Here is a 20,353-nt window from a genome sequence, read left to right as displayed (position 1 = left end):
AGAGAAATCAACTTATGCGTTCCGGTGGCTGGCTAAGCCTTACCCCGTCCGGGTCTTTCACCCGCAATCTTTTGCCAGCTTTGCCTGGCGTGCTAGGCGTCCGGTAATTCCCTTTTGAGTCCGGCGCCCTCTGCCGACAGGATCGCCGACGGCGATATCACTTTGCTGCAAAGGCCCGCTTTTCTGCTCAAGGCGATTTCCGGCGAACTGGTGCCAAACACTCCAATCGTCAAGCCTACAACATGGGGGCTGGCCCCCGCACGCAGAGCAAGTGCTGCACTCAGGTTATGACTTTGATTTTCTCCACCTCGGACGCTCCCCTGGTCCAGATTTATGCTTAGGCCTTTGCTTCTTCCAAGGTGTCCAGTTTAAATGGGGGCTAATACAGAAACAGCGGATTGCCCATGAAACAAGAGGATAGGACGCACCACCGAGTTGCACCAAAACTCGCATCGTTGGCGGTTCTATTGCTGGCAACCGTGGTGATGTACGTAAGCCAAGGGTTAACTCATACGCTGGTTCCGCTTCGACTCGCCAGTGGCTCTGCCTCAGGTTTTGTCACAGCCTGTTATTTCGTGGGGTTCGGCCTGGGTGCTTTTCTGGGCCCGCTGCTCATCCGGCGCGTCGGCCATATCCGCGCATTTGGTGGCCTGTTAGGTATTGTCATCTTTGCCGTGCTGTCCCTTGCGCTGATTGACGCCCTCTGGTTCTGGGGAATGATCCGACTACTGCACGGCGCCAGTATTGCCGCCGTAGCAGTTGTGGTTGAAGCCTGGTTGGTCAGTGCCTCCGGCCCGGAGGCACGCGGACGGGTGCTTGCGGTCTACACCCTCGCAGTTTACGGAGGCATTGGCATCGGGCCACTGTTTCTGACCTTCTTGCCAGACACGATTTGGCAACCATTCAGCGTGGCCGCAATCGCTTTGTGCCTGGCAGCGGTGCCGGTACTGTTCTGGCGCACTGACGCGCCGGCAATACCCACCCGTGCCCCCGCCAGCTGGCAACACCTCATAAACGTCTCTCCAGTCAGTCTGGCAACTGCCACTGCGGCCGGCTTTTCGGGGGGCTCCCTTACCGCACTGGGGCCGATCTACGCGCTCTCGTTGGGTCTTGACACGTCCGGCGTCGCGCTGATGATGAGCGTGCCCGTTATCCTTGGCCTGATTTTGCAATGGCCCCTGGGAACGCTATCCGACCATTACGAGCGCCGCCGGGTAATGTCCGGCGCAATACTGGTCAGCGCCAGTTTCGCACTCACGCTCATCTGGGGCCAGAGCCTGGGATTGGTCGCGATCTACTGCCTGCTGGCGGGTCTCCACGGTATTCTGTACGCGCTTTACCCCCTCGCCCTCGCCCATGCCAACGACCGCGTCGGGACGCCCACCGATACTACTGATATCGGTGCCGGCCTACTGTTGGGGTATGGCATAGGTGCGGCGGCGGGACCCGCTGTTGCCGGCGGCGTTGCCCTTGCCATGGGGCCGTTATCTGGTTTCCTGGTGACCATGGTAGCTCTGGCGCTGACTGGCGCGTACTGCCTACTGGATGTTCACCGCCATGCACGAGTTGCCATTGTCGATAAGGGCGCTTACACCAACCTGCCTTCCTCAACCCCGAAAGTGTTTGAACTGGAGCCACGGACCGTCCCCGATCCCGTAACTGAAACCAACCAAAGCGCCACCTCCCCGGATGAGTCAAAGAGCGCGGATGTATGATAGTGGGGGGCCACTCCACACTTTGTATCCGCCCGATATCCTGTTTATGCATATACTCTTATGGTTATTTATCCGGACCACAGGAGGTGAACATGCCGACTCCCAGCCGCGAGGAGCTTCTGGATGAGCACCAACCCGAGGCGGTGCGCGCCCGGCTGGCAAAGCCAATGCGAGCATCGACTCTACCTGATGCTGTACTCGGAGGCATTGATGGCTGTGTCACTACCTTTGCAGTGGTATCCGGTGCTTTCGGTGCGGGCTTCTCGCCACAAATAGCATTAGTCCTGGGTTTCGCCAACCTGGCTGCTGATGGCTTCAGCATGGCGGTGAGCAATTATGAGGCTGGCCAGGCGCAATTGGCTCAGATTGCTAATACTGAACAGATCGAGCATCGACATATCGCCTTGGTACCAGAAGGTGAGCGAGAAGAGATTCGCCAACTGTTCCAAGCGAAGGGGTTTGAAGGAGAGCTGCTTGAACAGGTAGTCGAAGCTCTATGCCATGACCCGGAAGTCTGGGTCTCTACAATGTTACGAGAAGAATATGGGCTCTCTGGTGCTGGAGTGAGCCCTTTGCGATCGGCGCTGACTACCTTCGCTGCATTCCTTTTGATCGGAGCTTTGCCTCTATTGCCCTACGCTCTACCAGGGTTCAGTAGCACAACTCAATTCCTGTCCAGTCTTTGTGTCGCAGGGTTGGTGTTTTTAGGTATCGGCATGCTTAAGAGCGCGGTATATCGTGTGCCAGTTTGGCGATCAGGATTACGTACATTGTTAATGGGTACAGCCGCAGCTGGATTAGCTTTTGCTACCGGCTATTTCGCACATGGGTTGCTAGGTGAATGACCATTAGAGTTCTTTTTTAGCTGCGGCAAGCTTCCAGTTTTGGGGCAACAGTTCAGCGATGGAGTTATTCTTCTGCATCGGCAGGCGAGTCAGCACATCCTTCAGGTAGGCATAAGGATCGTGCCCGTTCAGCTTGGCCGACTGGATCAGGCTCATGACCGCAGCCGCACGCTGACCGCTGCGCAGCGACCCCGCAAACAGCCAGTTGGAACGACCCAACGCCCAGGGCCGGATCTGGTTTTCTACCCAATTGTTGTCGATGGGCACAGCGCTATCGTCCAAGTAGCGCGTCAGCGCTGCCCAACGTTTGAGGCTGTAATCCAGTGCTTTGGCTTTGGTTTGTCGGATTTCCCGGCGCTTATCCGGCGGCAGGTCTTTGGTCCACTAGAAAATAAGTGGACACTATCCCGACGGAGGCAGCGCCTGACTCAAGATGGGATCACCGGACGCATACACTCGGTCGGCAGAAGTAAGACGAATAAGATTTGTGTTCCGTATAGTTGGGGTTGCCTCCTTGGTCTACTCTTTCTTTGATTAAGCGTGAAACCGCAGGACTACACACACGGGCAACAGGGAGATGTGTCGGTAACGGTGGCTGTGAGCGGTCGCCGACTTTCCTCTTGCGACGACAACCAGCAAGCGCTGCCCTTTCCCGATCCTCGGTAGCGAGCTGGCTGGTAAAGAGTTCAGGAGAATCTCACGATGAATACGGTGAGTGTCTTTTACGTTGCCTGCGCAATATTCATCTTCATATGGTCGCAATTTCGTTTTTACGACATCTCTGCGCCGTATCGCGAGCGGCTCAAGTTCTACTGGCTGGTGGCGCTTGCCTATTCCGGTTACTACCTCTTATTGTTCGTGGTGGCGATTATTATTATGTTGCTGATCTCGACAGAGATCGTCGACCAACTCGCCGAGAAATTCCAGAGTGATCTGAAGGACTTTTTAGAAGGCTCACCAGAAGTCACTCCGCCGCTTCTCTCAGCAGCGTTATTGTATAAGGCACACGATATCCGTTTCTTCCACCGGCTCGACAAGTTTATCGTCGATCGGTTGTTGAGCGCGCAGCACCTGGAAGAAGACTTCACGCATTTGAAAATGCTGCTGGAAAATAACGAGTTCGCGCCGTCAAAGGCAGAGTTCACCGCCAACTTCAAGATGATGGAAGACTTCGATGTGTTCGTATCCAACCCTCTTGAAGAGCCTCCAGACCTGCATTCCGGTGATCCGATAACCCTGTGGCGCAAGGTCTCCACATTGATTCGCTTCTGCGAAGCCTGCGCGGCCGAGGACAACGATACGCGGCGCATGGCACAGATCGCCGAGCTGCGTCAGGAACATAAACGCCGAACCGGCGTGGCACTGCATTTGTTGCGTCTGAAACTATCGGCCGAAACCTATCAGGAGATCGGGCAGCACATCGACAATGACAAGCCGGCGGCGCTGATCTTGACCTCGGAAGAGCTCAATCGCACTACCAAGCTGGTTTCACAGTACATCATTGCAGACTACAAAAAACTGATGTCGGCCCGTCTCGTCGATTGCTGCACATCTGGTGATCTATTCCGGTTCGTCCGCTGGAAAAAGGCTCGAACAACTGACGGAAGCTGGGTTCAAAGGACTTGGCTGTTTTCGCGAACTGACAATCCACAAGATAATCCTGCTGCTGGCGACCGTGTTCATTGGCGCGTTTGTGGTGCTTTATAGCTCATTCGTCTTGACTGGCCGGGGTGGGGAGTCTCCATTCGCGCTCACCACAAGAATTGCGACCATTTATGCCGGCTCCGCTCTGTGTGGCTCGTTGATCGGTTCCAGTCGGCGCCTGATGATGAAGAGCGAAACGCCTTGGGGCTGGTACTTGTTGGCCGGGATGCTGGGCTGGCTGACATGGCTTGTCGTGACAGCGCTAATGGAAGTCAGCCTCGATGGCACCCAGACTCTCGCACAGCAGCTGCACGACTTCGTATTCGTCTCCGATAACTTGAGCGATAGGATGCCTTGGTCCATCCTTCCCTCCGTGCTTGCCATGGGTATCGCTGCGTTGAGCCACCTAAATCCGCTAACCCAGAAATTCAAAGGCATGAACGTCCGTCTAGGCGATGGCATCATGTTGGGCCTGGTGTTGGTGGCGGGCCTGTGGATCAGCCTCATGGTGCACCATGGTATGGGCACGGGTTTTTCGGCTTCAATTTCCTGGACCACTGTGGCCAGATTGTCGTTCGTGTGCTTTGTCGTTGCCTTTATTATCGGCTGTTCTGTCGTCGTGATCGCGCGCAGCGTTGCCCGTTCCGGGTTGGCGACCGATCCGGAAGACGAGTATTAGTAGATAGAAACAAGCAGGCGAGCCTCCGTTCAATCATTCACTGGCTTCCTCAGCGCCAACCACTCCGCAACCACTTTATTCCTCGGCCGCGTTCTCTGTTCGGCTATGGCGGCTTCGAAGATTTTCGATTCCTTAGTATCATCCTGCTCCTCCAATTGCCGAAATTCCCTGCGCATCACGACCAGGTTTTTGGCGGCCTGCACGGCGTCTTTTCTTACCGCCATATCCTGGGATTTTAGTTGCATGCGCCCGCCAAAGTAAAAACCGATGATGACAGTCAGCAAGGCCCAATAGCCGGTGGGCATGAGGCTGTAGGATTCGGCGATCAGGAGGAACTTCTCCGGGCTTAAGGGCGCAATTATAAAAAACGCCAGGACGCCAAAGGTGATGATCGGGCGCACCGAGCGATTTAATCCGTCAATTAATGAATCCCACCAGGTGCGATTTCTGCGGTCGACGAACTCAGCCGCAAATTGCCCCATCACGGCTTTGTCGCGGTCGAGGTCGGCCATGACTTCGTTGTGGCGGTGTTGCTCTATTTCGGTGGCATTGGGTTTGAAAACCTCGACAACTTCTTTGCCCCCTCTAAAAATATCGCCCATCGCGCTCCACCAGGCCATTACGCTACCTCCTGTTCAAATTCGTCCACTCGGTTCATCCAACCTCGGAGGAAAACTTCTTGTGAAGGTCGGGCAGCGACGATGGTACGGTAAAAGTTGCGCCGTTCTTCCAATAAAGCTTTGAGAAAATAATCGCCCATGGTGTTTTGGGCCCAGGCCGCGGCTTTGGCGGTGTTGGGGCCCATGGCGCCATCCTCGTCCAGGGGTGGCTCCCTACCGGCCTGGTTGATCACGCTTTGCACGAATTTTATCGCCCGGCGCGGGCCGTGGTTGACGGCACAATCGAAAATAAAGGGCTGGATTTCTTCCGGTAGGCGGTGGATGCGCGGACCTTCGAAGTATTTACTTTCGTAGATATCGCGGGCTACGTCTTCACTGAGATTTCTGACTTCGCTTTTTAACGCGGCACGGCCGATGTAGCGGGACAGGGTGTTTTGGGTAATTCCGAAGTTGGTAGGCCCGCCGCGGTCGGCGGGGTGGTCAACATAGCCGCCTTCGCGGCGGAGAATGTCGTCAATCATTTCCTCGATGCCAGCCATGATCTCTCCTTAAACTGGTCAAGAAGCAATAATGGTGAGGCTGGTTGCCGAAGGACTTCAACACCATCGAACATTAGCCTATCTCGATGTTGCGAAATTCCAAATGCCGTTCTAATGATGTTTACCAAGACGTGGAATTAGACCTGATTTAATACTAGCTTACCTGAATATAAAATCCTGCAGTGTTTGTGTGAAAAATGAGATGAACCCAAAAAGCTATAATCTACTTTATGATTGTCAGGGTCTTGTGTCATAGCCTGAAGGGACCGTGTTAGAGGGCAAATGCCCGTTTAACGCTGATCTTCACCATCGACCAGACGACGAATACCCAACGGGTTGCCATCTTTCAGCGCTTCCGGCAGCAAGGATTGGGGCAGGTTCTGATAGCAGACGGGCCGAATGAACCTCTGAATAGCCAGGGAGCCAACAGACGTTGTTCGGCTGTCGGAAGTCGCCGGGTAGGGACCGCCATGAACCATGGCATGGGAGACTTCAACGCCGGTGGGGTAGCTGTTGCACAGGATGCGCCCTGCACGGTCCTCCAGAATCGGCAGAAGTTCCCGGGCGGCTTCGTGATCAGGCTCATCCAGTTGCAGAGTGACCGTCAGCTGTCCTTCGAGGTGGTTGGCTACCTTCTTGAACTCTGCAATATCCTTACACTTCACCACCAGTGAGGAAGAGCCAAAGATCTCGGCGGAAAGACGCTCATCATTGATGAAGTTCTCAACGCTGGTAACGAACAGACGGGCCTGACATTGATTAGGCTGATCGCTTTCCTGACCGGTCGCTGCCTTGATGACGTTCGGGTTGCTACCAGGGCCTGGCGTTACCGGCGCCGAAGATCAGTGAAAACATACCTTCGTGCAGGTTGCCGTCCGCTACCGCTTTCTGGATGGCACGACCAACCAGCTCAGAGGTTCCGGGATGAGCGGAATGGGCCTTGACGATCACCGGGCAGCCAGCAGCCAGCGCGGAGGCGGTGTCACCACCGGCCACGGAGAACGCCAGCGGGAAATTGGAAGCCCCGAAGACGGCGACAGGGCCAATGGAAACCATACGCATACGCAAATCCACGCGCGGCATGGGCTGCCGATCTGGCATCGCAGGGTCGATGCGGGCTTCAAGGTAGTTGGGAGTTGCCCAAACCGGCGGTTCGGTGGCGGGAGTTATATGTAAAACATTCTGAGGTTTATCGTATTTATCGGCTCAGCGGGACATGGGTGTTCTATGCGCCCTCACCTTCTTCAAAGAAGGCAGAGTTGGCAGGAATGACGCGGAGTATCAGGCGTGTCCGGTTGTAGAATTGTTAGTGCATGTTGGTATATTATCAACTATCGAAACAAACCAGAGGCTGGTTATGTCCCAGTACAGCGCAGCGCAGCTTCAAGCGATCGACCAAATCAACGAACGGATTGAAGCGTTGGAGACCGTTGTGGCGGATCTTCAGTCCAGTTTGCGCCGATGCGACATTGTCCAGGCGAAGGTCGCCGTCGTTCCGCGTCCGAAAAAAGGGGAGGAAACGGACCTGCCGCAGCGCATTGAACCGGAGCTGCTCACCGGGACCGAAGCCTTCGACCGGGCCGTGTTCGCCCTGAGCGATTGGTATGGCGATGGCGAGCATTCCACCAAAGCTGTTGCCCGGACACCCGGTACCATTGTGGTACGTTGCAGCACCACAAACGCCGAGATGATCGATCGCCGGATCGCACAGGCCAATGCCCTGAAAGACCAGATCAAGGAACTCATTCCCAAGCTGGGCACCCGAAACGATCGGTTCGAACTGCTGCACAATCATCACCACATGCTGGTGACCCTCCAGCTTGTGCGTCATTACACTGCCCTGCCCCCGGAGCCCGTGATTCAAAGCCTCAGTTTCACCTGGGGCGTGAAAACCGAGATCAAAAAGGTGACCGTGGCCGAGGCTGTCGAGCGCATCAAAAACATCATGAACGATCCGGCTCCGGAGGGAATGGAGCCCGCTCAGTGGCAATGGATTATTTCCAGGGAGCTGAACCGGGTGCAGTCACTGCCTTCTAACACTGAACTCCGCCAGAGGCGGAAACTGGTGGTCCGACCCATGGTGAACATTCGCCGGCGCCTGTCCCAAACCGAGCGGGACTCTCGTCGAGAAAAATGGGAAAAGGAAAAGAAGTTCGATCAACCGGTCTCCCTGCGCGAAGCGCACACCCCGCTGATTGTGATCAATCCAACCACGCCTATAAAAGTGGGGACACTGGGCGTGTACGACGCGATTAACGGCAAGAAACGAGCCAAACGGGCCGGGCGTAAAACCTCGGATGAGCCCATTTCCTGGTTGCTGCCAATATACCCCTTGCTCTCTTCCAGGTAGCGTGACAGTAAATCATGAGAAAGCCGTCAGGTGTGTTCATTCAATCCCAGTCGGCTTAGCAGACGCAAACATTCTTCCCCCCCGCCCTCTCCTCTTGCCAATAGCCCGGCCGAGCGCATCACGAGCATCGACTCGTGGGTGGAAGCATGCGGAAGAACATGTACCGCGCCTATCAGTTCCCTTAGCTGCAAGGGCAAATGCCATTGTACCTTTAAACGATTTCCATAGGTCGGAGCCCAGGCCAATCCACTTTCAACCTGATCGTCGGAAATAGAGCCCTTGCGGTCAATTAATTGCTGCATCACCTTGAGCACTCCCAGCTCACCCACGCGGCTAAGCAGTGCCGCAACGTAAATCTCCGAGCGGTCTGTTTCCACTCTCGTCGCCATTCGTTCGGCCTCATAGGCCACTTTTTTCGCTATTTCAATAAATGCCTCGGCCTTCTCTGCAAGACGGGGATCACGCAGTTGTCCGGATATATCCAGCGACAGTGCCACGGCTTGCCGAAAAGACATATCCACCCCCAAAGTTGCAATCCCATCGCGTAAATTGCGGACTGGCCTCCCGGTTTTTTTGAACGAAGCATTGTTGGCGACATCCAGCAGACGAGATGTTAGCGCTACTTCTTCTTTCCAACGCTCAGCAAGTTGGGATGGGGAGAGATCCTGTCTGAATTGCATCAGTTTGATGATGCCGGCTGTATCAATCTTACAAGGAAGCTGGATGACCTTATCCACTGAGGTGCGTAACAGTTGCTCCACATCGGTCTGTAATTCCTGCTCATCAGTGTCTTGGTCAACGAGTGCTCCCAGTCTCTCGTGAAGCAATGTCACCTCGAAAGGTTTTATTATGTAATCACTGATTCCGTGTTGTCCGGCTTGACGAACAGACTCCCGGTCTGTTCGGGCGGAAATCAATACGATTGGTGAAATTTTGTCTTTTTCGCGAACGACTCTGGCAACGTCCAGACCCGAGCCGTCCGGCAGGTTCCAGCCAGTAATTATCAAGTCAGCACCGTTTTCCCTCCAATGCTCCAGAGCGCTCGCCACAGATCCCGTTACGAAAACGTTGCCACCCGGATAAAGACCGCCAACAATCGTTTCCAGCAGGTCGGCCAACAGTATGTCTTCTTCAAGAATCAGTGCCTTCATAGGGGCACGTTCTAAACCTAATAGAAAATGTTCAGACCATTAAGGCCGGCTTTTTTCTGCTTTTGAAATAAAGTCTTACCCATCTTTGAACTTTACAATTGGAAATCCTAACCGGGGGTCTTCTCTAGCATTTACTTTAAGTCTGTTCAGCAACGACTCAGTGGTTCACGTAGTCGTTCAATCGCTCATGAAAAATGAGCTAAAGCGTTAGAAGATTATGGAAACCCGTGTCAAATATTTCTACCACACAAACTTCCTTCATACTAAAATCTTTATTGGAGCAGCCACCGCATCAGTCCATTCCGAAAGAATCCGCCGCGGCGTGAGTAGGGCAACCTGAAAATCGGCAACGCTGCACCTGCTGGTCTTCGTTGAATGCTGATATATACTTCGAGTCGCGCTTACACTGATCGTTTTCGCGTCTGCTTCGGCTGCTTACCCGCGGGGCGTGCCACCGTATGTGGGCTCGAAAGCTTGTGTGGCCTGCCACAAGGAGGCTGCTGAGGCATGGTCCGGCTCGCACCATGCGCAGGCTTGGACGATGCCATCACCCGAGACTGTGGCCGCCGATTTCGACGGCACCGTTTTCAAACATGACTGGATGACAGCACGCTTTCGAACCAAGGCCGGGGTCTATCACGTTGAGGTGACCGAGAAGGACGGTGCGACAACTGACTACAGGGTGCACTCCGTCGCCGGAGTCGAACCGCTTCAACAATACCTGATCGAGACCGAACCGGGTCGTCTGCAGAGCTTTGACGTGGTCTGGGACACCGAACAGGACCGCTGGTTTCATCTCTATCCCTCGCAGGACCTCCCCCCGGTGACGGGCTGCACTGGACTGGCCCTTACAAAAACTGGAACGCCCGCTGCGAGGCCTGCCATGGGCCTGGCGCGGCGCATCTCGACTGGGCCGCGGGTGGAGCGATCAGTTCTCCGCTCAATCCTTACGGCTTCACCATGAATTTTGCGGAGGGGACCGAGGCAACGATCCAGCAATGCACTGGGTGCCATTCGCGGCGGGAGGCGCTGGACGACGGCAATGCGCTGCCAGGCAATCCCTATCACGACGCCTACAACCTTTCGCTGCTGCACCCCGGGCTTTATGAGGCCGACGGCCAGATCCTCGATGAAGTCTTTGTCTACGGCTCATTTCTGCAATCGAAGATGTATGCGGCGGAGGTGAACTGTTCCAACTGTCACCAGCCGCGCCAACAGTGAAAACCGGCAAAAATGCGCATCAATCCAGCGCTCTTAAGACCCAGTCCAGCCGGTCTTGTCCAAAGTGCATTTCATTCATCACGAAAAAGGTGGGAGCTCCGAATACGCCTCGTTGGACGGCGTTTTCAGTCGCATCCACGAGAGCAGCCTTTAACTCCGGCTCGCCCATTGCCGCCAACACCTCATCTGCGTCGAATCCGGCTCCGGTCAGCGTATCCCTGAGAACTTCATGGGATGAGAGATCCCGCCCCTGTTCCCAGGCGGCCGAAAACATGGCGCGGTTGTATTCTTCAATCCGGTCCTGGGCTAGAGCCCAGAGTGCACCACGCATTGCGTTAACGGTGCTGAAGATAAAATGCGGATTCTGTTGAAATGGAATGCCATAGTAATCCGCATGGCGCTGGAAATCGGCTTTGATCCAGTCCCATTTCGCGGGGATTGTGACTGGAGACGTGTTGCCTGAGGCTTTGAATACGCCTCCAAGCAGGATGGGTTTGTAATTGATATGCACCGCCCGGCCTTCAGTCAGCTGCAACAACCGCATACACGCAAAATAAGACGCGGGGCTGATGAAATCATAATAGAAGTCGATACTTTTAGTCATATCCAATACCTGTTGTGAGGAAAGGTTTCCCAGGTCTCGGAGAATGGCCGCGCATCCTGCTCGAACGGCCAGGCCGAACGGTCCGCCTTTAGTCACCTGGATTGCTGGCAAGCTCCTTCAATGCTTCCATGGCCTCATCGATTCGATCGCTGGGTACGAACATGTGATCGTGATAAAACCCTGCTATGACATTGGTGGTAATACCCCGCTCGGCAAGCAGGCTCGTTACCACCGATGTCAGGCCCAGAGCTTCAAGGCTGGAGTGGCCCTCAAGGGTTATGCGGCGGAAAACTCTGTAGTAGTCCAGGCCTTCGGCTTTGGCCTGCTCCAGAGGAATAACCAGGGTAAGACCTTCCAGTTCGGCAATGCTGACAATAGGTTTCAGCTTTTCCAGCTCACCATACTTTGCGCGAGGAACGGTGCAATAGACATAGGTCGTCGAGTCCAGTTTTGGTGAGAGCTGCTTGATCAAATCCTGCAGAAACGTTGGTCGCTTCATTTTCTATATCCTTTAGCCAAATGTTGAGGGCATCTTGAGTATAGTGGCTGCCACGATGTTGCGAGAGTCATTGGTCAGGCTTTAGCCACGGAAGTGCTACTGGGCGCTGGCTGGAAACTGGGATCTGTTTCCCAGCATTTGACCCTGTGATTGCAGACGTTCGCCGAGGGCTATCTGGCGCTGTTCCCAGTGTGCCAGTACAGTACCTAAATTTTCATCTCCGTGGCGAAGCGCAACGGCAAGGTCTATCGCATTGGCGGCCGCTTTTGAGGTGCTTGCTGCGGTATGCGGCCTTGGTACAAACGCGGCGTCTCCGGTCAATATAACACGCCCGAAAACCATCCTATTCACTGACAGATCCAGTATCGCCTGGATAAATGGCTCTTTGGTTGCCAGAACCAGTCTGGCCATTTGCGGAGCCAGCTGCGACTTTGCCGCCACGTGCATTTCATCGACAGACTCCTGCTTCGCTAATCCGGGAGGCACGGATGTCGGTCGGCTCCGGCCAGTTCTGTCCGTAAGCAGTTTCGGTAGATCATCTGCGCTGACATTTCGGTACCAGACCCAGTTAAAGTAGCGATCCCCTGCCCGTGTGGAACCATCCGGGGCCGGAATCAGATACTGAAGAATGTGAGAGCCCGGATATTGATGGAACACAAAGCGTTGGCTCAGCAATTCGGCCACTTCAGGATCAAGCTCGCCTTCCTTTACCAATCCCCGCCATGCCACGTAGCCCGCGTAGTCGGGTGTTATGCCTGGCAGCATAAGTGATCGGACGGTCGAGTTTACTCCGTCTGCCCCGATTAACAGATCGCCAGTGACTACTCGCCCATCTTCGAAGACTGCTGTGACCTTGCTATCGTCTTCTTCACTGACACTGACCAATCTTGAATTCAAATGATAGTTGTCGTCAGGGATGGCATTACGCATGGTGTTGTAGAGCATCGGCCAGGATGTCAGAGTTTGCTGGCCGTGCATCCGCTGCGCGATACTTCCGTCATCATTAAGAAACAACCGCTCATGGGAAACTACGCCCAGGTCCGGGTAGTCTTTTAGCCCGGCGAGTTCAAACGCCAGCTCCACTTCGGGCTGCAATACAATACCTCCGCCACGGCTTTCCAGGGCGTGTGGTGTCCGCTCAAAGATATCTACCTGCCAGCCGATACTGCGTAACATAATCGCATTGAACAGCCCCGCGAGGGAGCCGCCTACAATAATCGCTCTGGGCTTGATGTTGTCATTCACATCAGCTCTCCTGTTGAATATTGACTCACATTGCATCACACAAGGAGTAAACAACATGCGCGTCAATGCTCTGGTAACTGTGACTGCCTTGTTGACCCTGGCAGGTTGTCAAGCCAGGCCATCAAGCGACATGGAGGCGCCATTTCCTCAACCGCAAACGCCGTTGAAGGCGGTTGGTCAGGAGCCTGGCTGGATACTCAAGATGACAAACGATGCTCTGAGTCTCAGCTATCAATACGGTGAAAAGCAGTTTCAGGCCACCAATCCACAGCTTGAGCACACCACAAAGGGTTATCGATATACCGCCGTCAGTTCAGAGGGCGAGAAGCTGATCTTGTATATCGATGACCAGAATTGCACCGACAGCATGAGCGGCATGCCCTACCCTTACACTGCAACGGTCATTATCGGAAACCAGACACTGGAAGGCTGTGGCGGTGATCCTTAGAGCCTGCTAGCCGGGGAACAATGGGTTGTTAAGGAGATTGCCGGCGCCGGCTTGGATATCAGAGAGCTTTCGCAAATCGAAATGGCCTGCGCGCCGGCCTTGATGATGCAGGAAGAGCAATTGCTCGGCATGATGGCCAATGTCCGCAGGTTTAGCCTGAACGAAAAAGGCGACTTGGTGCTGAGTAGCAGTCCGTATTCCAGGTTGCGTTTGAGCGCCGGGGAACGTCGTTGAGACTGAACAGGGCCTGGCTACCGGTTTCCGAAAATCGGTAGCCAGGCCCTGAACGGAATCCGCTCGGGACGGACTATTTTTCAACTTCCTCCTCTGCGCTATCAGACATATTTCCCACGCCCTGTTTCACCTTCTGCCAGGCGGAAGAAGTGGCTTGCTTGGTGTCTTCCCATGCGCTGCTGCTGGTCTCCTTGGTGTTTTCCCAGGCCTTGCTCAAAGCGTCACTGGTCTGGTTCCACCAGCTTTCATCGTATTCCGGCAACGCTTTGACCTCATCCTGGGTCGCTTCAATATGGACCTCGTAATCCTGGTCATCGAACTCGTCGTCGCCGTCGCCCTCCATACGCAGGGTGAAGGTGCCACGCTCAGCCACTACATCACGGCCCCCAAGGCCAACGACGTCACCGGTCTTGATCACCAGTGAGTGGACCGACATGTTGTCGTCCATGAGAATGTTCTGCACTTCGCCGATCTCTTCACCGTTGCTGTCGTAGACGTCTGCGTCCATCAGGTCATCGGCTGAATAAAGTCCCTGGGCCCCATGGGCCGAGAGGCTGAAGGCCATGGAACCGGCTACCAGGGAAAGGCCCATTGCCCGAATCAAACGTGCGCGCGTCATAGTAAACTCCTGTTTTTGCTGTGCTCCTGTGAATTACCCCGCGCTTTGAGCCCGGGGCATTTACGCGATGGACAGCGATCGCGTTATTAATCACGCTAGCAGCCGCCCGATCAATTACCTAATGACCGTATGGCAATTTTCGATTCGTGATTCGTCCGCATTGAAGAAGGACAGCATCGGTCCAGTTAACACCCAGGCAGATGTGCACGATTTCAGCCGGCTCGTTCAGCACCCCGAGTGATTCCAGCGGCAGAGAAACGCTGAACCAGCATCACAATCACTAACAGGGCTGTGATCCAGTGATTGAGAGTCGAGATTGAGGAAGCTCTGCGCAGCCTGCCTGTCGATGCTGTCTGGAAAGCTGCTTGAACTGGCGAAAGCCGAGGGTGGCATCAGTGATGCGTGTAGCCGATACGCAGAACCGGTTCCAACTCCGCTGCGGGCACCGGCTTTGAAAAGAAAAAACCCTGGGCGAAGTCGCAACCGGCCGCCTTGAGCCAATCCCGCTGTTCCGCCGTTTCTACGCCCTCTGCCACCACCTGCAGCCCGAGTTTGTGAGCCATCATAATGATCGTCTCGGCGATGGCGTGGCTGCTGGAGCCAGGTTCGTTCTCCCGCACAAAGCTTTGATCAATCTTCAGGTAGTTAACATCAAAGCGCTTGAGGTATGCGAGCGAGGAATAGCCGGTACCGAAATCATCCAGCGCCAACTGAACACCGGCATCCCGGAGCTCGGTAAAATTTCTCTCCAGCTGTTCTGAATCGCCGAGAAAAACGTTCTCAGTGAGCTCGATTACAATGCTGGTATTGGAGTGCAAAAATTTTTCCAGGTGGGCTTCCCAGGGCTTGCTGTGAATGTTCTGGGTAAACTGTAGGGGCGATGAGTTAATGGTGACCTGGAATGAGCTGTCCATAAACTCTGACCAGTTAACAGCCTGGGCCGCGGCTTCGGAAAATACCCAATGCTCAAGCGAAGACATGAGACCCGACTCCTCTGCCACCCCCAGGAATTCATCCGGCAGCTTGAGCCCCTGCTCGGGATGCTGCCATCGCAACAGCGCCTCGGCTTTGACGATGCGACCGTTGGACAGATCTATAATGGGTTGGTAGAAAAGCCTGAGCTGCTTGCCGAGGGGGGCCTCGCGCAGGTCATTGATCAATTGTTGGCGCTGGGAGCGGGCACTCTTCATGATGTCAGTGAAATAGCACAGCCGGTTACGGCCCGAATGCTTGGCCAGGTACATGGCCTGATCGGCGTCGTTCAACAACTGCTGGGCGGTGCCGGCATCCTCGGGAAACAGCGTTATGCCGATACTGCCCGATAGGCTGGCTTCGTTTTCGTCCAGCTGGAAAGGTCGCTCCAGAGCCGCGAGTATATTACCGGCAATGCCCTCAATGAACTCTCGGTCGCCGGTGTCCAGCAGCAGCACAGTAAACTCATCGCCGCCGATGCGGGCAACCGTATCTGTTTGTCGCACACAGGCACTGACCCTCTCAGCGATCTTTTTTAACAGATTGTCCCCGGCATCATGGCCGAACCTGTCATTGATACCCTTGAAATGATCAAGGTCAATGAAGAGCAAGGCGAAAGGATCACCGGTACGGTCGGAATGGGCCGCGTGCTGGCTGAGCCGGTCCATGAACAGCCTGCGATTGGGCAGTTTGGTGAGGAGGTCGAAGTTGGCATGGCACCAGATTCTTGCTTCCGACTCCTTGCGGAGGGTAATGTCATGGGCAATACCGGAGACGGCTTCCACCTCTCCCTTATCGTCGATGACCGGGGCATAAAGGTACTCATAATAATGAATGTCGCCGGAGGGCCCCTCTATTCGAACCTCCCCCTCGCGCTGTTCCTTAAAGCGAATGACGTCCTGCAGTTTCACTTCACCGTTGTACCTGGAATGCAGTGGCATTTCAGAAAATGCCCGGCCAATGATGTCTTCAGCCTTTACCTGACAAAGGCCAGCCATGGCGTTGTTGGCGTATAAAAAGGTGCCATCAAGATTCAGGATATAACAGGGATCTGGCAATGAGGACAACATGGTTTCAAACAGGCGCCCCTGTTTCTGCTTTTTCAGCGCGTAGTTCCCAATGGATTGCGCCAGGGCCATGTCGATCTCGTTGTCGAACCTGATCAGCTCCTTCGCATCCTCCTTACCGGTACAGCCGCCAAACTGCACCCATAGCTCAATAACCGTGACGCGCAGGGCACGGAATTCCGCCGCGACATGCACGATATCTGCACCCAGATCATGCCTTTCGGAGCCATGGATGCGAGCGGAGTTCCCGCTGTCCGGATGTTGGGGGCAGAATTCAGCAAAGCGGTCATGGCCTATGGGCGGCTGCTCAAGTTTCACCGCAATGCCCAGCAGTATCTCCTTGATGTGGTCGCGTAATTCTTCCCTGGACAGGTGCGGAATGGGCAAAATTTTATCAGCGTCGTATTCCCATATCCGCAGGATATCTTCCATGTGGGTGCGAATAAACTCAGACAGCCTCATCCGTGGGTCACCTCGGGCTTTGTAAGGGTTTCAGCTTTTAATGTGGTCGATTGAATGAATTTTTGCAATCTCCTCAGTAACGAAAGCACTCATCAGGGACCTTTCAGGACAAAGCGCCCTCCACAGCGTTCAGGAAACCTGCCATATCCACTACCTGCTCCGAATCCGGGTCGACGGTTTTCCCCTTGAGATCTGCAGTGACAATGCCCCTGTCGACCGTGTTGGTCAGCGCTGTCTTGAGGTTAACCGCGTATTCGGCCAAGGGTTCGTTACCCTCGCGCTCACCCAGGGTTTCAAGAGCGTTAGCGAGTGCAAAGATCAAGGCGGAGGGGTTGAAGTGGGCGTCGCGGCCATCGCTCTCCAGATATTTCAGATAGAGATCATGAGCGGTGCCATGGGGTGCCTCGAAGAGCATGGTGCCGTCCTTGCTCTCGATGATGGAACTGGCAGTGGCAAGACTGCCGCCCAGCGCAGCGGAGATGTCCGAGAAGATGTCGCCGTCCAGGTTCTGGGAGGGGTAAAGGGCATTTCTCGGAGGGTCTGTGATCATTTTCTTGAGCTGACTGGAGGGCCGCATAATCATGAAAGACGGCGGTGGCGTATGATCCTGGGCCAGCTCCCGCCGCACTTCAGTAATGACGTTGCTGAAGACTTCGTCGTATTCCATGTACTCGCGCTTGAGACCGAAATAAACCTCTTTGTCCTTGCGGGATGCATCCCGGAACACCTGAGCCACCCAGTCCTTGATGGCTTCACGATCATTGGACATGAGCAGCATGGGATCGCCTTTCCGGACACGGCGGGCATGCTTTTCGTCGCCGTCCACGATGACCTTGAGGATGCCGTCTTCCTGGGCCGGCATATTGAAGCTGCCGTACTGGTCGCCTCCGCCGGCGCTCATGCGAGAGATGGATACATGGGCACCACGGCTGGGAATACCAAACTCCCGCAGATGATTGACCAGCTTGAACAGCTTGCGTCCGGTGGTGTTGTCCGGCACACCCCAGAGCGCTCGTTCTGGCGGGTTGGAGACGATGCGCGCGGCCTGGGCGTCAATGAGCTCGTAGTAGTAGCTCAGCCCCAGGTCACTGATCTGTTGGCGGTAGTCACTGTGATATATATCCTCAATCACTGTGCGCATAGCACCATCGTAGCCGGGGATTACGGTGTCTTTCAGGCCCAGGTAGACATCCCTTTTCTCATCGATGGCACGCTGGAAAAAGCGGTGAGCCCAGGCTTTGACGTCCTCCACATCGTTGGTGGCCAATAGCCAGGGGTCCCCCTTGCGAACTTCACGGCGGTGTAATTCCACCGGGTCCCCGCTGCTGCCCACAAACATCAGCTTGACCACACCCGTGGCTTCGGAAAGCTGGTTGAAGCTTTCCTTGATACCGCCGAACTCCATGGTATCCACTTCGATATCACGACCAATCCAGTCAGGCCGGCTGATGTTAAGGTTGCGAAACTGGATGTCCTCGCGGGTGATGTTGCCGCTGATACCCTTGCGAATGGCGCCGTTGGGAGATTTGGTGGCCAGTGGGTGAAGGTTGTCGGCGTCCACTTCCGGGTGCTTGCGAAGCAATTCCTCCAGTTGCTGGCGGTTGACCGTCATGCCAGCGTTCTTCACACCTACGCCATGGCGCTGCAGGGCTTCGATGGCATCAATCACCGCCTGGCCATTGGTTAACAGGCGGTGCTCGGCCGACAGGTCGATTTCCTCGAGCTGAATGTCCAGGCGTGCGGCCACGAATTTGTCGAGAATCTGGTCGAAAGCCACCTGGGCCATTTCATCGCCGTGAAGGATGACCAAAGGCGACGTAACATTGATTCTGTTATTCATAATTTCTCCCTGCGGTATTGGCAGTGTAAGTCGATCTTATTATGCCCCGGACCGGGTTATCCCCAGCTGCTGGTTGACGGAGTCGCGAATCTTGCGGTAACGGTCCGGATTATTGATTAAGGTGTCCAGGTCATCCTCGGGGAAAATGTCGTTCTTCTTTTTCCTGGCTTCGTCTCTGGAAAATATAGACGGTATCAGCTGTTCCAGACAGCGCAACATGACTTCTGGCGAAACCGACGCGCCGGGCGATGCGCCCAGCAGCGTCCCGTAGGTCTTGTCGTTGGACACAACAATTTCCGTGCCCATCTGCAAATCCCCGTCTTTGATGATTTGCACCCGTTGGCCGGCTGCAATGGGTTTCCAGTCAAACTTTTTACTCAAGCCCGGTGCAAAGCTGTCCAGTTCCTCGAACATGCTCTTTTCACCCTTGAAGCTTTCTGAAACCAGATACTTGACCAGTGGAAAATGCTCCAGGGCCACGTTCAGCAAGCCCGGAATATCATGCAGACGAATGGAAGTCAGGTAATCAAAGAATCCACGGCCTCTCTCAAGAACCGGTTTGAACGATGCGAAGGGGCCGAAAAGCAGGTAATGCTTGCCATCCACCACCCGCAGATCCAGATGCGGTACGGACATGGGAGGTGCGCCAACTTTCGCTTTTCCATAGGTTTTGGCGGTGTAGTACTTGGCCTGTTCCTCGCTGATCTGGGCCTGCAAAAAACGCCCGCCTACAGGAAAGCCGGCGAACCGGCTGCGGAACGGCAAGTGGCTTCGTTTCAGGAGTGGAAACGCTCCTCCACCTGCGCCTACAAAGAGCACATCGGCCCTGTGCTGGACCGGAACCCCGTTGCTGACAGCCTCGATAACCCAGCGCCCGGTGGGGCTTTTGTGAACGCGCTTAACGTGAGTGCCATACTCGATTTTGACACCCAGCTCCTTCACCGCATGGTCTGCCATCTGCTCCGTCAAGGCACCAAAGTTGACGTCCGTGCCGGTCTCAATGACGGTAGCCGCCATCTTCTCATGGCGTGGGCGCTCATCCATGGTGTAGGGAATCCAGCTCTTGATCTCGTCAAAGTCCTCGGAGTAGCGCATCTGCTCGAAAAAGTGATGGGCCGACATTTCCTTGTATCGCAATCTCAGTTCCTCGATCGCGGATTCGGAAACAATGGTGCAGTGCTTGGTCTGGTTAATAAACGTCGTGGGGTCTTTGATGGCCCCTTTTTCGATCAGGTGAGCCCAGAACTGCTTGGCAACGTTGAACTGGGCATGAATTTTCAGGGCCTTTTCGACCGAAATGACCTCTTCATCCACCGGGGTATAATTCAGCTCGCAGTTCGCCTCATGGCCCGTACCGGCGTTCCAGAACGCCGAGGAATTTCCGGCCCCCGCCCTGTCCAGTCTTTCCAGAATGGTGATGTCCAGATCCGGGGCCAGCTCTTTTGCCAGAGTGGCAAAAGTGGTTCCCATAATGCCCGCGCCGATGATGATTACGTTCATAGAATCTACTCGCCAGTTCAATTTCAGATGTTAATCATTAAAATCTTCTGGCATGAAAATACCATGGTTCCGGCATACCCTGAAAATCTGACGCAGGTC

19 protein-coding genes and 2 pseudogenes are annotated in these 20,353 nt (G+C 54.8%); 9 read left to right on the top strand and 12 right to left on the bottom strand.

Translation table 11 applies throughout. The annotated features are described in order from the left end of the window. Positions 1 to 404: 404 nt before the first annotated feature. Both DIT71_RS08105 and DIT71_RS08100 read left to right on the top strand, forming a co-directional pair. Positions 405 to 1,715, top strand: a complete 1,311-nt coding sequence (locus tag DIT71_RS08105; protein ID WP_114612692.1) for an MFS transporter — start codon at positions 405 to 407, stop codon at positions 1,713 to 1,715. A gap of 92 nt (positions 1,716 to 1,807) precedes the next feature. After that, positions 1,808 to 2,560 (top strand): VIT1/CCC1 transporter family protein, encoded by a 753-nt coding sequence (locus tag DIT71_RS08100; RefSeq protein WP_114612691.1) that lies wholly within the window; start codon positions 1,808 to 1,810, stop codon positions 2,558 to 2,560. Between the two features lie 3 nt (positions 2,561 to 2,563). Here the strand turns inward: DIT71_RS08100 and DIT71_RS08095 are convergent. Continuing rightward, positions 2,564 to 2,893, bottom strand: a pseudogene (locus DIT71_RS08095) (IS66 family transposase); the annotation flags it as partial. Positions 2,894 to 3,262: 369 nt separating this feature from the next. Here DIT71_RS08095 and DIT71_RS08090 point away from each other — a divergent pair. Beyond that, positions 3,263 to 4,267 carry a hypothetical protein gene (locus DIT71_RS08090; protein ID WP_114612690.1) on the top strand — a complete coding sequence of 335 codons (1,005 nt, stop codon included), beginning with the start codon at positions 3,263 to 3,265 and terminating at the stop codon, positions 4,265 to 4,267. Between the two features lie 118 nt (positions 4,268 to 4,385). Further along, positions 4,386 to 4,883: a hypothetical protein gene (locus DIT71_RS08085; protein ID WP_144114482.1), complete on the top strand. Its 498-nt coding sequence runs from the start codon at positions 4,386 to 4,388 to the stop codon at positions 4,881 to 4,883. 29 nt (positions 4,884 to 4,912) lie between these two features. On the opposite strand, the gene DIT71_RS08080 is transcribed toward DIT71_RS08085, so the two are convergent. The 3 genes and pseudogenes from DIT71_RS08080 to DIT71_RS08070 form a co-directional block, all read right to left on the bottom strand. Then, the gene (locus DIT71_RS08080; RefSeq protein WP_114612688.1) at positions 4,913 to 5,503 is read right to left on the bottom strand and encodes a 3TM-type holin; all 591 of its coding nucleotides are present in this window, start codon (positions 5,501 to 5,503) and stop codon (positions 4,913 to 4,915) included. Beyond that, entirely contained in the window at positions 5,503 to 6,042 is a 540-nt protein-coding gene (locus DIT71_RS08075) for a glycoside hydrolase family 108 protein (RefSeq protein WP_114612687.1), read from the bottom strand. The genes DIT71_RS08080 and DIT71_RS08075 overlap by 1 nt, the downstream gene beginning before the upstream one ends. Positions 6,043 to 6,332: 290 nt before the next feature. Further along, a pseudogene (locus DIT71_RS08070) lies at positions 6,333 to 7,170 on the bottom strand (aldehyde dehydrogenase family protein); the annotation flags it as partial. Positions 7,171 to 7,399: 229 nt separating this feature from the next. Here DIT71_RS08070 and DIT71_RS08065 point away from each other — a divergent pair. Next, a complete protein-coding gene (locus DIT71_RS08065) occupies positions 7,400 to 8,392 on the top strand; it encodes a DNA replication terminus site-binding protein (RefSeq protein WP_158538960.1) in 993 nt (330 codons plus the stop codon). A gap of 26 nt (positions 8,393 to 8,418) precedes the next feature. Here DIT71_RS08065 and DIT71_RS08060 read toward each other — a convergent pair whose 3' ends face one another. Continuing rightward, positions 8,419 to 9,543, bottom strand: coding sequence for a response regulator (locus tag DIT71_RS08060; protein ID WP_114612685.1), 1,125 nt, complete (start codon positions 9,541 to 9,543; stop codon positions 8,419 to 8,421). 448 nt (positions 9,544 to 9,991) lie between these two features. On the opposite strand from DIT71_RS08060, the gene DIT71_RS18010 reads away from it, so the two are divergent. After that, positions 9,992 to 10,507, top strand: coding sequence for a multiheme c-type cytochrome (locus DIT71_RS18010; protein ID WP_319921919.1), 516 nt, complete (start codon positions 9,992 to 9,994; stop codon positions 10,505 to 10,507). After that, positions 10,504 to 10,764 carry a hypothetical protein gene (locus tag DIT71_RS18005; protein ID WP_199490974.1) on the top strand — a complete coding sequence of 87 codons (261 nt, stop codon included), beginning with the start codon at positions 10,504 to 10,506 and terminating at the stop codon, positions 10,762 to 10,764. Before DIT71_RS18010 ends, DIT71_RS18005 begins: the two co-directional genes overlap by 4 nt. A 19-nt stretch (positions 10,765 to 10,783) precedes the next feature. On the opposite strand, the gene DIT71_RS08050 is transcribed toward DIT71_RS18005, so the two are convergent. The 3 genes from DIT71_RS08050 to DIT71_RS08040 form a co-directional block, all read right to left on the bottom strand. Next, positions 10,784 to 11,368 carry a 2-hydroxychromene-2-carboxylate isomerase gene (locus DIT71_RS08050; protein WP_114612684.1) on the bottom strand — a complete coding sequence of 195 codons (585 nt, stop codon included), beginning with the start codon at positions 11,366 to 11,368 and terminating at the stop codon, positions 10,784 to 10,786. 88 nt (positions 11,369 to 11,456) lie between these two features. Then, a complete protein-coding gene (locus DIT71_RS08045; protein ID WP_114612683.1) occupies positions 11,457 to 11,867 on the bottom strand; it encodes an ACT domain-containing protein in 411 nt (136 codons plus the stop codon). A gap of 96 nt (positions 11,868 to 11,963) precedes the next feature. Beyond that, positions 11,964 to 13,112 (bottom strand): FAD binding domain-containing protein, encoded by a 1,149-nt coding sequence (locus DIT71_RS08040; RefSeq protein WP_199490973.1) that lies wholly within the window; start codon positions 13,110 to 13,112, stop codon positions 11,964 to 11,966. 202 nt (positions 13,113 to 13,314) lie between these two features. On the opposite strand from DIT71_RS08040, the gene DIT71_RS18125 reads away from it, so the two are divergent. Continuing rightward, positions 13,315 to 13,560, top strand: coding sequence for a hypothetical protein (locus DIT71_RS18125; protein WP_147271472.1), 246 nt, complete (start codon positions 13,315 to 13,317; stop codon positions 13,558 to 13,560). A gap of 3 nt (positions 13,561 to 13,563) precedes the next feature. After that, positions 13,564 to 13,794, top strand: coding sequence for an META domain-containing protein (locus tag DIT71_RS08030; protein WP_319921920.1), 231 nt, complete (start codon positions 13,564 to 13,566; stop codon positions 13,792 to 13,794). Positions 13,795 to 13,867: 73 nt separating this feature from the next. On the opposite strand, the gene DIT71_RS08025 is transcribed toward DIT71_RS08030, so the two are convergent. The 4 genes from DIT71_RS08025 to DIT71_RS08010 all read right to left on the bottom strand — a co-directional run bounded on the left by DIT71_RS08025 (position 13,868) and on the right by DIT71_RS08010 (position 20,254). Continuing rightward, entirely contained in the window at positions 13,868 to 14,413 is a 546-nt protein-coding gene (locus tag DIT71_RS08025; RefSeq protein ID WP_114612680.1) for a PRC-barrel domain-containing protein, read from the bottom strand. Positions 14,414 to 14,805: 392 nt separating this feature from the next. Beyond that, positions 14,806 to 16,914 carry a putative bifunctional diguanylate cyclase/phosphodiesterase gene (locus tag DIT71_RS08020; RefSeq protein ID WP_114612679.1) on the bottom strand — a complete coding sequence of 703 codons (2,109 nt, stop codon included), beginning with the start codon at positions 16,912 to 16,914 and terminating at the stop codon, positions 14,806 to 14,808. A 103-nt stretch (positions 16,915 to 17,017) separates the two neighbouring features. Beyond that, the gene (locus DIT71_RS08015) at positions 17,018 to 18,754 is read right to left on the bottom strand and encodes an isocitrate/isopropylmalate family dehydrogenase (RefSeq protein ID WP_114612678.1); all 1,737 of its coding nucleotides are present in this window, start codon (positions 18,752 to 18,754) and stop codon (positions 17,018 to 17,020) included. Between the two features lie 39 nt (positions 18,755 to 18,793). Then, positions 18,794 to 20,254, bottom strand: a complete 1,461-nt coding sequence (locus DIT71_RS08010) for a malate:quinone oxidoreductase (protein WP_114612677.1) — start codon at positions 20,252 to 20,254, stop codon at positions 18,794 to 18,796. Positions 20,255 to 20,353: the final 99 nt, after the last annotated feature.

Origin of the sequence: Marinobacter vulgaris, from assembly GCF_003344045.1 — a bacterium.
In the GTDB taxonomy this organism is placed as follows: domain Bacteria; phylum Pseudomonadota; class Gammaproteobacteria; order Pseudomonadales; family Oleiphilaceae; genus Marinobacter; species Marinobacter vulgaris.
Note: the sequence above shows the minus strand (reverse complement) of the source record. Positions and strands in the feature narration are given on the sequence as shown.